Consider the following 14,372-nt stretch of genomic DNA (forward strand, 5'->3'; position numbering starts at 1 on the left):
GGGCCGAACGCGTGACCGCCGTGCCGGGAGGGTGTCCCTCCCGGCACGGCGGTCAGCAGCGGGCTACCCCGCCGGGCCTCAGCGGTTGCTGCGCAGCAGCGTGCGCATCGTCCGCATGGCCACCGACAGGTTCGCCAGATCGAACGTCTCCGAGGCCTGGATCTCGTCCAGGGTGCCCCGGGCGCGCACGAGGATGGCGCGGTTCTTCTCCTCCCACGCCTCGTACCGCTGCCCCGGCGTGTCGGCGCCGTTGCCCGCGGCCAGCACGTCGGCCACCAGCAGCTGGTGCGCCGCGTACAGGTCCTCGCGGATGGAGGAGCGGGCCATCGACTGCCAGCGGTCGGCCCGCGGCAGCTCGCTGACGCGGCTCTGGAGCTGGGTGATGCCCAGCCGGTCGGCGAGGTCGAAGTAGACCTCGGCGACGTCCATCAGCTCCTTGCCCATGCGGTCCGCGACCGCGACCACGTCCAGCGTGGAGAACGCCGCGGCCGAGCCCGCCATCCGCTGCGCCAGCTCGGCGGGGACACCGGCGCCCGACAGCTTGTCGTACACCCGCTGGTGCCACTTGAGGTCGTCGCCCTTGAGCAGCTTGGGCAGCTCCGCCCACACCGTCTCCACCCGCTCGGAGAACAGCTCGATGGTGTCGGCCAGCAGCAGCGGCTGCGGACGGTTGTTCAGCAGCCAGCGGGTTCCGCGCTCGACGAGCTGCCGGGAGCGCAGCCGGATGTCGGTGAGCACATTGGCCGCGACCTGGTTGTCCAGCGACTCGACCTCGTCCCAGATGTCACCGAGCCGGAAGATGGCGCGCGCGGCCGTGTGGGCGCGCACGATCTCCTCCGTCGAGGCCCCCGACTCCTCCTTCATACGGTGCACGAAGGTGGAGCCCGCGACGTTCACGGTGTCGTTGACCAGGACGGTCGTGACGATCTCGCGGCGCAGCGCGTGCGCCTCGATCTGCTGTCCGAAGCGCTCGCGCAGCGCCTCGGGGAAGTAGCAGTACAGCAGCCGATTCAGGTAGGCGTCGTCCGGCAGCGACGTCGTGATCAGCTCGTCCGTCACGTTGATCTTCGTGTAGGCGAGCAGCACGGCGATCTCCGGCTGGGTCAGCCCCTCGCCGTTGTTCAGCCGCTCGCGGACCTGCCGGTCGGAGGGCAGGAACTCCAGCTGCCGGTCCAGCTTGCCCTCCTTGGAGAGCCTGCGCATCTGCCGCTGGCTGGCCAGCAGCAGGCTGGGGGCCTGCGCCAGCGAGTTGGACAGCGCCGCGTTCTGCGCGTAGTTGTTGCGCAGCACCAGCTCGCCGACCTCGTCCGTCATCTGGGCGAGCAGCTTGTTGCGCTGCTTGACGGTCATGTCGCCGTCGGCCACCACGGAGTTGAGCAGGATCTTGATGTTCACCTCGTGGTCGGAGGTGTCCACGCCCGCGCTGTTGTCGATCGCGTCGGTGTTGATCCGCCCGCCGTCCGAGGCGAACTCGATCCGGCCCAGCTGGGTGCAGCCCAGGTTGCCGCCCTCGCCCACGACCTTGACCCGCAGGTCCTGGCCGTCCACCCGGATCGCGTCGTTGGCCTTGTCGCCGACGTCCGCGTCGCTCTCCGTCGACGCCTTGACGTAGGTGCCGATGCCGCCGTTCCACAGCAGGTCGACGGGGGCCGTCAGGATGGCGCGCATCAGCTCGGCGGGGGTCATCTTGGTGACGCCCTGCTCGATGCCCAGCGCCTCCCGCACCTGCGGGGTGATCGGCACCGACTTGGCGCTGCGCGGGTGGACGCCGCCGCCGGCCGAGATCAGCGTCGTGTCGTAGTCCGCCCACGAGGAGCGCGGCAGCTCGAACAGGCGGCGGCGCTCCGCGTAGGAGGTGGCCGCCTCCGGGTCGGGGTCGAGGAAGATGTGCCGGTGGTCGAAGGCGGCCACCAGGCGGATGTGCTCGGAGAGCAGCATGCCGTTGCCGAACACGTCGCCCGACATGTCGCCGACGCCGACGACGGTGAAGTCCTCCGTCTGGGTGTCGTGGCCCAGCTCGCGGAAGTGCCGCTTGACCGACTCCCAGGCGCCGCGCGCCGTGATGCCCATGCCCTTGTGGTCGTACCCTGCCGAACCGCCGGAGGCGAACGCGTCCCCCAGCCAGTAGCCGTAGGAGTTCGCGACCTCGTTGGCGATGTCGGAGAAGGTGGCCGTGCCCTTGTCCGCGGCGACGACGAGGTAGGTGTCGTCCTCGTCGTGGCGCACCACGTCCTGGGGGTACTCGACCTCGCCCAAGACCAGGTTGTCGGTGACGTCCAGCAGGCCCGAGATGAACGTCTTGTAGCAGGCGATGCCCTCCGCCTGCCACGCGTCGCGGTCCACGGCCGGGTCGGGCAGCTGCTTGCCGACGAAGCCGCCCTTGGCGCCGACCGGCACGATGACGGTGTTCTTGACCTCCTGCGCCTTGACCAGGCCGAGGATCTCCGTGCGGAAGTCCTCACGCCGGTCCGACCAGCGCAGACCACCGCGCGCCACCTTGCCGAACCGCAGGTGGACGCCCTCGACCCGCGGCGAGTACACCCAGATCTCGTAGGCGGGGCGCGGCGCGGGCAGGTCCGGGATCGCCTGCGGGTCCAGCTTCATCGACACGTAGGTGTGCGGCCTGCCGTCGCCGGCCAGCTGGAAGTAGTTGGTGCGCAGGGTGGCGGTGATGACGGTGAGGAAGGAGCGCAGAATACGGTCCTCGTCCAGGCTGGCGACCTGGTCCAGCGCCCCGTTCAGCTCCTCCAGGATGCCGTCGACCAGTTCGTGCCCCGCGCGCCTGCGCGTCGGGTCCAGCCTGGCCTCGAACAGGCTGACGAGCAGCCGCGTGGTGTGCACGTTCCCGCGCAGCGTGTCCTCGATGTACGCCTGGCTGAACGTCGAACCCGCCTGCCGCAGATACTTCGCGTACGCGCGCAGCACCATCGCCTGCCGCCAGGTCAACCCGGCCGAGAGCACCAGCGCGTTGAGGCCGTCGTTCTCCGCGTGGCCCGTCCACACCGCCGCGAACGCCTCCTGGAAACGCTCCCGCGTCTCCTCCTCCAGACCCCGCTGCCCGTCCGGCATCCGCAGCCCGAAGTCGTAGATCCACGCGTGCGACCTGTCCGCGCAGCGCAGCTCGTAAGGGCGCTCGTCCACCACCTCGACGCCCATCGCCTGCAACCCGGGCAGCACGGCGGAGAGCGAGACGGGACTGCCCGTGCGGTAGATCTTGAAGCGCCGCTCCCCCGGAGCCGCACCCACCGGCTCGTACAGGCTCAGCGCGAAGTCGTCCTGCGCACCGCCGCGCACCAATTGCTCGATGTGCTGCAAGTCGGCCACGGCCGCACGCGGCGAGAAGTCCGCCTTGTAGCCCTCGGGGAAGGCGTGCGCGTACTTCTGCGCCATCTCGGCGGCCTGCTCCTCGCCGCACTCGGCGACCAGCGCCTCGCTGAAGCCGTCCGCCCACGAGCGCGCCGCCTCGGCCAGCCGCGTCTCGATGCGGTCGACCTCCGCGTCCGTCAGCTCCCGCAGCTCCGCGCCCGTACGCACCCGGATCACGAAGTGCAGCCGGGAGAGCACCGACTCCGTGTTCCAGGCGGTGAAGTCGACGCTGGTGCCGCCCAGCTCCTCGGTCAGGATGTCCGTCAGCCGCAGCCGCACCCCGGTCGTGTAGCGGTCGCGCGGCAGGTAGACCAGCGCCGAGTAGTACCGCCCGTACTCGTCCTGACGCAGGTACAGCCGCAGCTTGCGGCGCTCTTGGAGGTAGAGGACCGAGGTGACGATGGAGCGCAGCTCGTCCGCCGGCGTCTGGAACAGCTCGTCGCGCGGATAGGTCTCCAGGATCTGCAGCAGGTCGCGGCCCGCGTGGCTGTCCGGTGTGAAGCCGGCGCCGTCCAGCACCTCGGCGACCTTCCGCCGGATGACCGGCACCCGCCGCACCGACTCCGTGTAGGCCGCGGACGAGAACAGGCCCAGGAAGCGCCGCTCCCCCACCACGTTGCCCTCGGCGTCGAACTTCTTGACACCCACGTAGTCCAGATACGAGGCACGGTGCACCGTCGAACGGCTGTTCGCCTTCGTGAGCACCAGCATCCGGTGCTCACGCGCCTTCGCCCGCGCGTCCGCGGGCAGCCGGTTGAACGACGGCGAGACCGGGTGCCCCTCGTCACCCGGCTGGTGCGGGTCGGACCGCAGGATGCCCAGGCCCGTGCCCGGCAGCGGCGCGAGCGTCAGCTCCTCGCCCTCCACGGCGTCGTCGGCGTCGTCGGCGTCCTTGCCGTCCTTGGAGCCCTTGCCCGATCCGGCGCTCTTGCCGCTCTTGGCGGCCTTGGCGTCCTTGCCGCTTCCGCCGCCCTTGCCGCTCTCCGCGTCCAGCTCGTACTCGCGGTAGCCAAGGAAGGTGAAGTGATCGTCAGCCAGCCAGCGCAGCAGCTCACGCGCCTCGTCGACCTCCTCACCCGGCAGGTCGTCGGTCGGCTCCCCCGTCAGCTCGTCCGCGATGCGCAGGGCCGCGCCCCGCATCTTCTGCCAGTCCTCGACCGCCTCCCGCACGTCCGACAGCGCCCGGCGCAGATCCGCGCTGATCTGCTTGAGGTCCTCCCGGTCGGTCTCACGGTCGATCTCGACGTGGATCCACGACTCGACCAGCGCGTCGTGCGGCAGCTTCTCCCGCTTCTCCTTCGCCTGGCGCTTCCCCGGCCCCTGCGAAGCCGCTCCCGCCTGCTGCGCGGCGTCGGCCTGCTGGGCCGCCACGTCGTCACGGCCGGCGGACAGGACCTCCAGCAGCTTCCCGGCCAGGTCCCGGCGCACCACCATCTGCGGGTGGATCACGACGTGGATGCCGCGGCCCTGCCGGGACAGCTCGTTGGTGACCGAGTCGACCAGGAACGGCATGTCATCCGTCACGACCTCGATCACCGAGTGCGTGCACGAGAAGCCGTTCTCATCGATCGACGGCGAGTACACCCGCACGTTGGCCGTGCCCTGCGGGCGCTCCTGCGCGAGACGGTAGTGGGCGAGTGCACCGCCGAGGATGTCGACCGGGTCACGGTCGGTGAGGTCCTCCGGCGCCGTGTGCAGGTAGTACCGCTGGAGATACGCGCCAAGGGCGTCGTCCTGGGGGCCGTTGAGGCCCTGCACCGGGTGGCGTCCCTGCGCCGGGCTCTGTTCAGCCACCCTCGCGGCTTCCGCCAGCCGCTCGGCTTTTGCTTCTTCCAGCTTGCTCTGCATGTCCTCTGGCTCCTGTCGCGCGCCGTTGCGTGACGTCGGGATGGAAGGGGCACGGCGCCGGAACACGGGGTGTCCGCACGGGTCCGCCACTGTGCCGGGAGAGACGACCAGCGGCGCCCCACGCGCGGTCACGCGGGGGGCGCTGAGCGGAGCGGCGCCCGCGGGCAGACCCTCCGGTGGATATCGCGCTGATCACGTAGGCCAGGCTATCTCTCTCCGGCACCCTCGCGTCATGGCCCTTATGTGTACAAAGAGGGAGACCGAAAAGATCGTCTTGGCCCTTTCGGACACCTTCCCGGCCGCATGGCGTCGCGTGCCCGCTGTGTGCGGCCGTATGCCGCTGTGTGCCGCTGTATGCCGCCACGCGACGGCCGCTCTTCGGCACGAGGGGGCCGGGGGCCGGCAGGAGCGGGGAGACTTCGGCCAAAGCGGAGGTCGGCCGACGGCGGTCGGCGGGCGCCGTTTCGCCGACGACGCCGCTGACACTACTCCCATGCCGCTGCTTCCCCCTCTCCGTCGGAGCGGGGGCTCCCTTGGTTGCCTGGGCCCTCTGTGGCCCCTGTGCTCCCTGTGGCATGGGAGTCACCCGCGGCCTCGCGGGCCAGGCGCTCCGCTGTTTCGACCGCCTCGCGCAACGTGTCGACGACCGGCACCCCCGCCTCCTCCAGGCTGGCCCGGCTGTGCGAGCCTCCGGTGAAGAGCACGGCGCGCGCCCCCGCGTGGGCCGCCGCCAACGCGTCGTCGACCGCGTCACCGATCACCACGGCCCGGCTCGGCTCCACCCCGCGCAGCGCGGCGAGATGCCGCACCATCTGGGCGGCCTTGCCACCGCCAGTCGGGCCGACCGCCCCGTCGACCCGCAGGAAGTGCCCGTCGATGCCGTACGTACGCAACAGCGGCACCAGCCGGTCGTGCGGCGCCAGCGAGCACAGCGACTGGGTGTGACCTGCCGCCTGCCGCGTCGCCAGCAGCTCCGCGGCGCCCTCGGCCAGACCCGCGCCGGCGATACGGGCCCAGTAGTGGCGGTGGAACGTCTCGTCCATGACCTGCCACTCGCTGCCCGTGGGCGCCCTGCCGAACAGCCGCTCGTAGAAGCGCGGCACCGGAACGCAGTACAGCTCCCGATACCGCTCCAGCGTGATCGCCGGGAAGCCGAGCTCGTCGAACGCGGCGTTGGTCGCCTCGAGCACGGTGTGGATGTCGTGCAGCAGCGTGCCGTTCCAGTCCCACACGAGGTGCGCGGAGGGCACGGCGGGCCGGCCCTGCTGCGGTTCCGGTCCCGATTCGGATTGCTGCGGTTGCTGCGGTGGCTGCCCTAAGACCATGCTTCCGACGGTACGTGGAGGCACTGACAACGCGACAGGGCGGCGATCGTTCAGGCCCGTCACCGAGGGCCCGGCCGGTCAGGCCGTCAGGCCCGGATCATCAGGCACGGATCCGACCGCCGGCGACGGGTCAGGCGACCAGGGCGGGGATCTCCTGGGTGGCGAACCACAGCAGTTCGTGGTCCTCGGCGGCGTCGACGACCGCCTGGGCCCGCTGGTCGCCGCCCGCGGCCGCGGGCAGGGCGTCGAGCGCCGCCGTCACGGCCCCGACCGCCTCCTCGGCGTCCAGATGGACGGCCGCGATCCTGGACATCGGCACAGCAGCCGTGAGGCGCACCCGGCCGACGGAGGCCGCGTCCTCGTCCAGCTCGGAACGGCCGCCCACCGCGTCGCGCTCCTCGCTGTGCACGAGGGCGTCGGGGGCCTCGGCCACCACGACGACGCGGCGCCGCGCGGCTTCGGCGTCCCTCGCCAGCGAACGCAGGGAGGCGGCGGCCGCCAGACCCAGCGCGGCGTACTCCAGCTCCTCCTCGTCCTCGGACCCCCACCACGCGCGCAGCCCCGCGGTGACCGCGTACGCCTCGAAGGGGGCCGGTCCCAGCTCGCCCGCGCCGTGCGCCTGACTCAGTGCGGGCAGGGTCAGAGGGACATAGACACGCATGGCTGCCGCTTTCGTGTATCGCCGGGGACCGTCTGCCCGTCAGCATACGGGCAGACGATGAGGCCCGCGCCGACGAGCACCCGCGCAAACCCGCAGGTAGACGCGCGGCGGCGTCAACCTCGCTCCGCGGCATGATCCTGATAGGGGAATTTCTCCAGCCCCCTCCCCGGCCCCACCGCCTCATTGCCGTGCGGCTCCCCCCACGGCTACAACCGTTGCCAGCCACCGGTTACTGGCCGGTATCGCGGTCCGCCCCGCACCGGCGGACCCGGCAGGCACTCATACACGCCACGCCCACGGGGGAGCCCATGACCACGCCCGTCTCCGAGTCCGCTTCCGGACGCCAGCCGCGCCGGCGCACCCCGCGCTCCGCGCCGTCCCGGCCGCCGACACGGCGCGACAGCCGCAGGCCCGCCGAGTCGGCCCTCCGCGCGGCCGCCCACCGCGCGCGGGAACGGCAGCCCCCGTACTGGTTCGCCCGCCGCCTGCTGCTCGTCCTCAGCGGACAGTGCCCCGTCCACACCCTCCTCGGCTACGCCACGGACGAGACCTACGAACGGCTCGGCGCCCTCGCTCCCTCGGCCCCGCTCCGCCCCCGCGGCACCGACCGCACGGCCCCCGCCGTCCTGGAGGCCCGCGGAACCCAGATCCGGCCCGGCGTCATCGAAGCCTTCGCCCGCGTCGCCACCGGCCACCGCCAGCGCGCCATGGCCTTCCGCCTCGAACACGGCCACAACCGCTGGCGCTGCACAGCCCTCGAACTCGACCTCACCCCTTGAACTCCGCCGGCTGCCGCCCGTCTGGGACGTCTGGAGCCTCTGACGCCCGGCCTCGGGCCCCCGGCCTCGGGCATGCGGGCCGGAGCCGCCGAGGCCGGGCCCGGAAGGGCAAGGGGCAGAGAGGCTGGCGGGTCAAGAGGCCGCAGGGGGCCGGCGCAGCGCTCAGGCGGGGTCCGGTCCCGGCCCCCGCTTCCTGGGCCCCTTGGGGGCGGACAGGGCCTGCGAGCCCCCGGAGGGGCGGGCAGAGCCCGCGACGCGGCCCCGGGCGGTCGGGCAGGGTTGCCAAGGAGCCTTCAGAGGGGCTGGAAGGGCGGGCAGAGCGCCTGGCCGAGTCAGTCAGGCCCCACAGGGCGGGCCGGGGTCCGACAGCGTCGGGGGCAGTGGTGTCGGGCGCGGCTGAGGGGCCGGGCAGCAGGTGCTCGGCCCCTCAGCGGGGGTGCGGCCCGGGAGGGGCCCACTAGGTGGCGTCGGCGTGACCGCCGCGCGGTCACTTGCGCTTCTTGCGGCCCTTCTGGGCCTTCCTCCGCTCCGCGCGGGTGAGGCCGTCGGCCTGGGAGCGGACGGGGCCGGTCTCGTCCCCGTCCGTGCCGGCACCGGTGTCGAGGTCGCCCTCGACCACGCCACCCTCGGCGGTGGGCGCGGAGAAGTGCAGGCGGTCGGGGCGCTGCGGCTGGTCGAGGCCCTTGGCGTGGATCGCCGGGGCCGGCCCGGCGCCCGCTCCGGCCGGAACGGCGTCCCGGGGCTCGCTGTCCTTCTCCAGGGAGGGCGCGGGGACGGTGTCCTCGACGGGGACCTCCTCGACCTGCTGCTCGACCTGGACCTCCAGGTTGAACAGGTAGCCGACGGATTCCTCCTTGATGCCCTCCATCATGGCCTGGAACATGTCGTAGCCCTCCCGCTGGTACTCGACCAGCGGGTCCTTCTGGGCCATCGCGCGCAGGCCGATGCCTTCCTGGAGGTAGTCCATCTCGTACAGGTGCTCGCGCCACTTGCGGTCGAGCACCGACAGCACCACGCGCCGCTCCAGCTCGCGCATGATCTCGGAGCCCAGCTCCTTCTCACGGGCGTCGTACTGCTCGTGGATGTCGTCCTTGACGGAGTCGATGATGAAGTCGGCCGTGATGCCCTCGCGGTCGCCCGCGGCCTCCTCCAGCTCCTCGATCGTGACCTTGACCGGGTACAGCTGCTTGAAGGCGCTCCACAGCCGGTCGAGGTCCCACTCCTCGGCGAAGCCCTCGACGGTCTCGGCCTGGACGTACGCCTCGATCGTGTCGTCCATGAAGTGCCCCACCTGCTCTTGCAGGTCCTCGCCTTCCAGGACGCGGCGGCGCTCGCCGTAGATGACCTCGCGCTGCCGGTTGAGCACCTCGTCGTACTTGAGGACGTTCTTGCGGATCTCGAAGTTCTGCTGCTCCACCTGGGACTGTGCGGAGGCGATGGCGCGGGTGACCATCTTGTTCTCGATCGGCACGTCGTCGGGCACGTTGGCCATCGACATCACGCGCTCGACCATCTGCGCCTTGAACAGCCGCATCAGGTCGTCGCCCAGGGAGAGGTAGAAGCGGGACTCGCCCGGGTCGCCCTGGCGGCCCGAGCGGCCGCGCAGCTGGTTGTCGATCCGGCGGGACTCGTGCCGCTCGGTGCCCAGCACGTAGAGGCCGCCGAGTTCCTTGACCTCCTCGACGGCCGCCTTGACCGACTTCTCCGCCTTGTCCAGGGCGGTGGGCAGCGCGGCCGCCCACTCCTCGACGTGCTCGTTGGGGTCGAGGCCGCGCTCGCGCAGTTCGTTCTCCGCCATGCCCTCGGCGTTGCCGCCGAGCTTGATGTCGGTACCGCGGCCCGCCATGTTGGTGGCCACCGTGACGGCGCCCTTGCGGCCCGCCTCGGCGACGATCAGGGCCTCGCGCTCGTGGTTCTTCGCGTTCAGCACCTGGTGGGCGACGCCGCGCTTGGTGAGCTGCTTGGACAGGTACTCGGACTTCTCGACCGAGGTGGTGCCCACGAGGATCGGCTGGCCGCTCTCGTGCTTCTCGACGATGTCGTCGACCACCGCGTCGAACTTGGAGACCTCGGTGCGGTAGATCAGGTCGGCCTGGTCCTTGCGGGCCAGCGGCCGGTTGGTCGGGATCGGGACCACGCCGAGCTTGTAGATCTGGTGGAACTCGGCCGCCTCGGTCATGGCCGTACCGGTCATGCCGGAGAGGGTGTTGTAGAGGCGGAAGAAGTTCTGGAGGGTGATCGTGGCGAGCGTCTGGTTCTCGTCCTTGATCTCCACCCCCTCCTTGGCCTCGATCGCCTGGTGCATGCCCTCGTTGTAGCGGCGGCCCGCCAGGATGCGGCCGGTGTGCTCGTCGACGATCATGACTTCGCCGTCCATGACGACGTAGTCCTTGTCGTTCTTGTAGAGCTCCTTGGCCTTGATCGCGTTGTTGAGGTACCCCACCAGCGGCGTGTTGACCGACTCGTAGAGGTTGTCGATGCCCAGCCAGTCCTCGACCTTGGTGACGCCCGACTCGTGGATGGCGACGGTGCGCTTCTTCTCGTCCACCTCGTAGTCGCCCGTCTCGGGCTTCTGGGTGCGCGGATCGCCCGGCTCGCCCTTTTCCAGGCGCTTGACCAGCTTCGCGAAGTCGCTGTACCACTTCGTGGCCTGGTCTGCGGGGCCGGAGATGATCAGCGGCGTACGGGCCTCGTCGACGAGGATGGAGTCGACCTCGTCGACGATGGCGAAGTTGTGACCCCGCTGGACCAGTTCGTCCTTGGACCACGCCATGTTGTCGCGCAGGTAGTCGAACCCGAACTCGTTGTTCGTGCCGTAGGTGATGTCGCACGCGTACTGCTCGCGGCGCTCGGCCGGGCTCATGTTCGCCACGATGCAGCCGACCGACAGGCCGAGGAACCTGTGCACCCGGCCCATCCACTCGGAGTCGCGCTGCGCCAGGTAGTCGTTGACCGTGACGATGTGCACACCGTCACCGGAGATCCCGTTCAGGTACGCCGGCAGCGTGCCGACCAGCGTCTTGCCCTCACCGGTCTTCATCTCGGCGACGTAGCCGAGGTGCAGCGCGGCGCCGCCCATCAGCTGCACGTCGTAGTGGCGCTCGCCCAGGACGCGCTTGGCCGCCTCACGGACGGTGGCGAACGCCTCGGGCATCAGGTCGTCCAGGGACTCGCCCTCGGCGTACCGCTCCTTGTACTCGTCCGTGAGCGCGCGCAGCTCCGCGTCCGACAGGTCGACGAAGTCCTCTTCGATGGAATTCACCTGCCGCGCGACGCGGTCCAGCTTGCGCAGGATCTTCCCTTCACCTGCGCGCATGAGCTTGCCGAAGACGGACACTTAGGGTGGCTCCTTGCCGGTCGGGCCTGGCACGGTCTGCACGGGTCAGTGCGGATGTCGGTGCGGATCCGCGAGGTCCTCTCCTTGCCGAGGGCCTGAACCGCACCGGCCATCGTATGCGAGGGAGGACTGACCCTGTACCCCCAACGTGCCGGAGGCCCGGAAGGTGCCGGGGAGCGGGGCTGCACAATTCAGACTATGGAACCCATCACACTGCGCACCGAGCGGCTCCTCCTCCGCCCCTTCGAGCGGGGAGACGCCGAGGCCGTGGCCGCCGCGTGTGACGACCCCGACATCCAGCGTTACGTCCCCGTACCCGAACCGTACACACTCGCCGACGCCGAGGAGTTCGTCACCGTCACCAACCCGGCCGGCTGGCGGGACGACACCATGTACAACTTCGGCGTCTTCACCCACGACGGCCAACTCGTCGGCTCCATGGGCCTGGTCGGGGTGACGCTCCTGCGCACCGCGGAACGCCGCGCCGAACTGGGCTTCTGGACAGCGCGCGGACACCGGCGCAGGGGCTGCGCGGCCGAGGCCGGGCGCGCCGTCGCCGAGTGGGCCTTCACCTCCCTGGGCGTGGAACGGCTGGAGTGGGTCGCCCAGGCAGACAACGCGGGCTCCCGTGCCGTGGCGCAGCGCATCGGTTTCGTGGAGGAAGGCGTCCAGCGGGCACGCATCGTGCACAGGGGAACACGGCGCGACGCACGCACCGCGGCCCTGCTCCCCTCCGACTGGGGGCTCCCCCTCGACACCCCGTACCTGCCCGCTCCCCGCTGAGTGGGCCAGCCACCGAGCCGGGCAGCCGTACGGCCACCGAGCGGGGCAGCCGGGCAGCCGTACGGCCACCGAGCGGGGCAGCCGGGCAGCCGTGCGGCCGAGAGCGGGCCGGTCGAGCGGGGTGGAAGTACGGTGCCGGCGGACCCACTTGGAGTGGGTTGTCAGTGGGGCCTTCTAGGGTGACGCGTATGACCACAGGCCTCACCGGCGCCGCACCCGCGGCCCCTTCCCGCCCCACGGTTTCCCTCTCCGCCGACGAGGCGCGGCGGATCGCGCTGCGGGCGCAGGGCCTGCTGGGCGCGCCAGACCGGCGCTCAGGCGTGCGCGGCGTACTGCGGAGCCTGGGAGCGGTGCAGCTGGACACCATCTCGGTGCTGGCGCGGTCGCACGAGCTGGTGCCCTACGCCCGCCTGGGCGCGGTGGGACGCCGGACGGTGGAGGCGGCCTACTGGACGGGCGCGCACAGTTTCGAGTACTGGTCGCATGCCGCCTGCGTCCTGCCCATCGAGGAGTGGCCCCACTTCGCCTTCCGCCGCCGCGCCTTCCGGGAGCGGGGCCGCCGCTGGCACGTGATGAAGGACCGCGAGGGTTCCTGCGCCGCCGTCCGCGCGCAGCTCGAGGACGAGGGGCCGCTGACGACTGCCGAGCTGGGCGGCGGCCGCAAGGGCGGCGAGTGGTGGGACTGGTCGGAGCGCAAGATCGCCGTGGAGTGGCTGCTGGACATCGGCGAGGTCGTCGTCAGCGAGCGCCGCGGCTGGAAACGCGTCTACGACCTGGCCGAACGCGCAGTGCCCTCCTCCCTCCTCAACGACGACCTGGACGAGAGCGAGTGCCTGCGCCGCCTGGTGGGGCAGGCGGGCGCCGCGCTGGGGGTCGCCACCCGCGCCGACCTGGCCGACTACCACCGTCTCAAAGCGGAGCAGGTGGAGTCTGTGGTGGCCGACACCGATCTGGTGCCGGTCGAGGTGCGGGGCTGGCCGCGTCGTGCCTGGGCCGACCCGGCGGCGCTGGCCGACACCCCGCGCGGCCGGCACCGCACCACTCTGCTCTCCCCGTTCGACTCCCTCGTCTGGGACCGGCCCCGCACCGAGCGGATCTTCGACTTCACCCACCGGCTGGAGGCCTACGTGCCGAAGCCGAAGCGGGTCCACGGCTACTTCGCCATGCCCCTGCTGGCCGGGGGCAGGCTCTGCGGGCGGGTCGACCCGGCCCGCGAGGGGACGACGCTGGTCGCCCGCCAGCTGTCGATGGACGGCGCCAAGGCCGTCGAGCCGATGGCGCGGGCACTGGGAGAGGCCGCTTCCTGGGTGGGCTGCGACGCGGTGCGGGTGGAGGTCTGCGACCCCGAACCGCTGCGTCCCCACCTCCGCTCGGCCCTCGACGCACTGGGGCTGTGAGCGGACCGCGGGCGCCCTGAGCGTGCGGCATACCCCGCTGCGCACCGGCCTGTGAGCGAGCCGCCGACAGACCGACCGCGCGGCCGGAGGCCTGGGGTCTCCCTTCGTGTCCGCTCAGCGGATCTCCAGAATCTTCTCCCGCATCGCATAGACGACGGCTTCCATCCGGGAGTGCAGCTGGAGCTTCTCGAGGATGTTGCGCACGTGGTTCTTGACGGTGTTCTCGCTGATGAACAGCTCTTTGGCGATGTCGCGGTTGTTCATCCCGGTCGCCACCAGCTTGAGCACCTCCAGCTCGCGGTCGGTGAGCTTCGGCGCGGGCACGAGCTTGCTCTCGTCGGTGCGCTGGATCATCGACTTGAACTCGGTGAGCAGCTTGGCCGCCATCGAGGGACTGATCTGCGACTGGCCGTCGGCCACGGCCCGGATCGCGGCGGAGACCTCGTCCGTGGAGATCTCCTTGAGGAGGTAGCCCGTCGCCCCCGCCTTGATCGCGTCGTAGAGGTCGGCCTCCTCGTCGCTGATCGTCAGCATGATGATGCGGGCGCTGGGCGCCACCTCCTTGATGGCGGTGCAGGCCTCGATACCGCCTCGCTTGGGCATGCGCACGTCCATCAGCACGATGTCCGGCAGCAGGTCGGCCGCCTTGTCCACCGCCTCGGCCCCGTCCCCGGCCTCCCCGACGACCTCGATGTCCTCCTCCTGCGCCAGGACGATCTCCAGCCCCCGGCGGAAGAGCTCGTGGTCGTCGACGACCAGCACCCTGATCGGCTCCTGGCACCGTTCCCGTGCGGGCGGGTCCGCCTCGGCCACCGGACCCGGGTGTGCATCGGGCATGGGCATCACGGGCCCGAAGCTGTCCACCATCGTTCCTCC

The 14,372-nt window shown here is 71.1% G+C and carries 7 protein-coding genes and 1 pseudogene; 3 read left to right on the forward strand and 5 right to left on the reverse strand.

All coding sequences use genetic code 11. From position 1 onward, the window contains the following. Positions 1-78: 78 nt before the first annotated feature. The 3 genes and pseudogenes from DQ392_RS02705 to DQ392_RS02715 form a co-directional block, all read right to left on the reverse strand. Entirely contained in the window at positions 79-5,214 is a 5,136-nt protein-coding gene (locus DQ392_RS02705) for an NAD-glutamate dehydrogenase (protein WP_114013821.1), read from the reverse strand. Positions 5,215-5,813: 599 nt separating this feature from the next. Beyond that, a pseudogene (locus tag DQ392_RS02710) lies at positions 5,814-6,446 on the reverse strand (HAD family hydrolase); the annotation flags it as partial. 223 nt (positions 6,447-6,669) lie between these two features. Then, a complete protein-coding gene (locus tag DQ392_RS02715; protein ID WP_114013823.1) occupies positions 6,670-7,200 on the reverse strand; it encodes a DUF6912 family protein in 531 nt (176 codons plus the stop codon). A gap of 308 nt (positions 7,201-7,508) precedes the next feature. Between DQ392_RS02715 and DQ392_RS34745 the strand changes: the two genes are divergently transcribed. Then, positions 7,509-7,979 (forward strand): Rv3235 family protein, encoded by a 471-nt coding sequence (locus DQ392_RS34745; protein WP_220182584.1) that lies wholly within the window; start codon positions 7,509-7,511, stop codon positions 7,977-7,979. A 487-nt stretch (positions 7,980-8,466) separates the two neighbouring features. Here the strand turns inward: DQ392_RS34745 and secA are convergent, their stop codons facing one another. Further along, positions 8,467-11,316, reverse strand: coding sequence for a preprotein translocase subunit SecA (secA, locus tag DQ392_RS02725; protein ID WP_114013824.1), 2,850 nt, complete (start codon positions 11,314-11,316; stop codon positions 8,467-8,469). A gap of 198 nt (positions 11,317-11,514) precedes the next feature. On the opposite strand from secA, the gene DQ392_RS02730 reads away from it, so the two are divergent. Both DQ392_RS02730 and DQ392_RS02735 read left to right on the forward strand, forming a co-directional pair. Next, positions 11,515-12,099, forward strand: a complete 585-nt coding sequence (locus DQ392_RS02730; RefSeq protein ID WP_114013825.1) for a GNAT family N-acetyltransferase — start codon at positions 11,515-11,517, stop codon at positions 12,097-12,099. Positions 12,100-12,287: 188 nt separating this feature from the next. Further along, positions 12,288-13,496: a winged helix-turn-helix domain-containing protein gene (locus DQ392_RS02735; RefSeq protein WP_114013826.1), complete on the forward strand. Its 1,209-nt coding sequence runs from the start codon at positions 12,288-12,290 to the stop codon at positions 13,494-13,496. A gap of 114 nt (positions 13,497-13,610) precedes the next feature. Here DQ392_RS02735 and DQ392_RS02740 read toward each other — a convergent pair whose 3' ends face one another. Beyond that, positions 13,611-14,363, reverse strand: coding sequence for a response regulator (locus tag DQ392_RS02740; RefSeq protein ID WP_114013827.1), 753 nt, complete (start codon positions 14,361-14,363; stop codon positions 13,611-13,613). Between the last annotated feature and the right edge of the window lie 9 nt (positions 14,364-14,372).

Source organism: Streptomyces reniochalinae, assembly GCF_003323735.1.
GTDB classification, from domain to species: Bacteria; Actinomycetota; Actinomycetes; order Streptomycetales; family Streptomycetaceae; genus Streptomyces; species Streptomyces reniochalinae.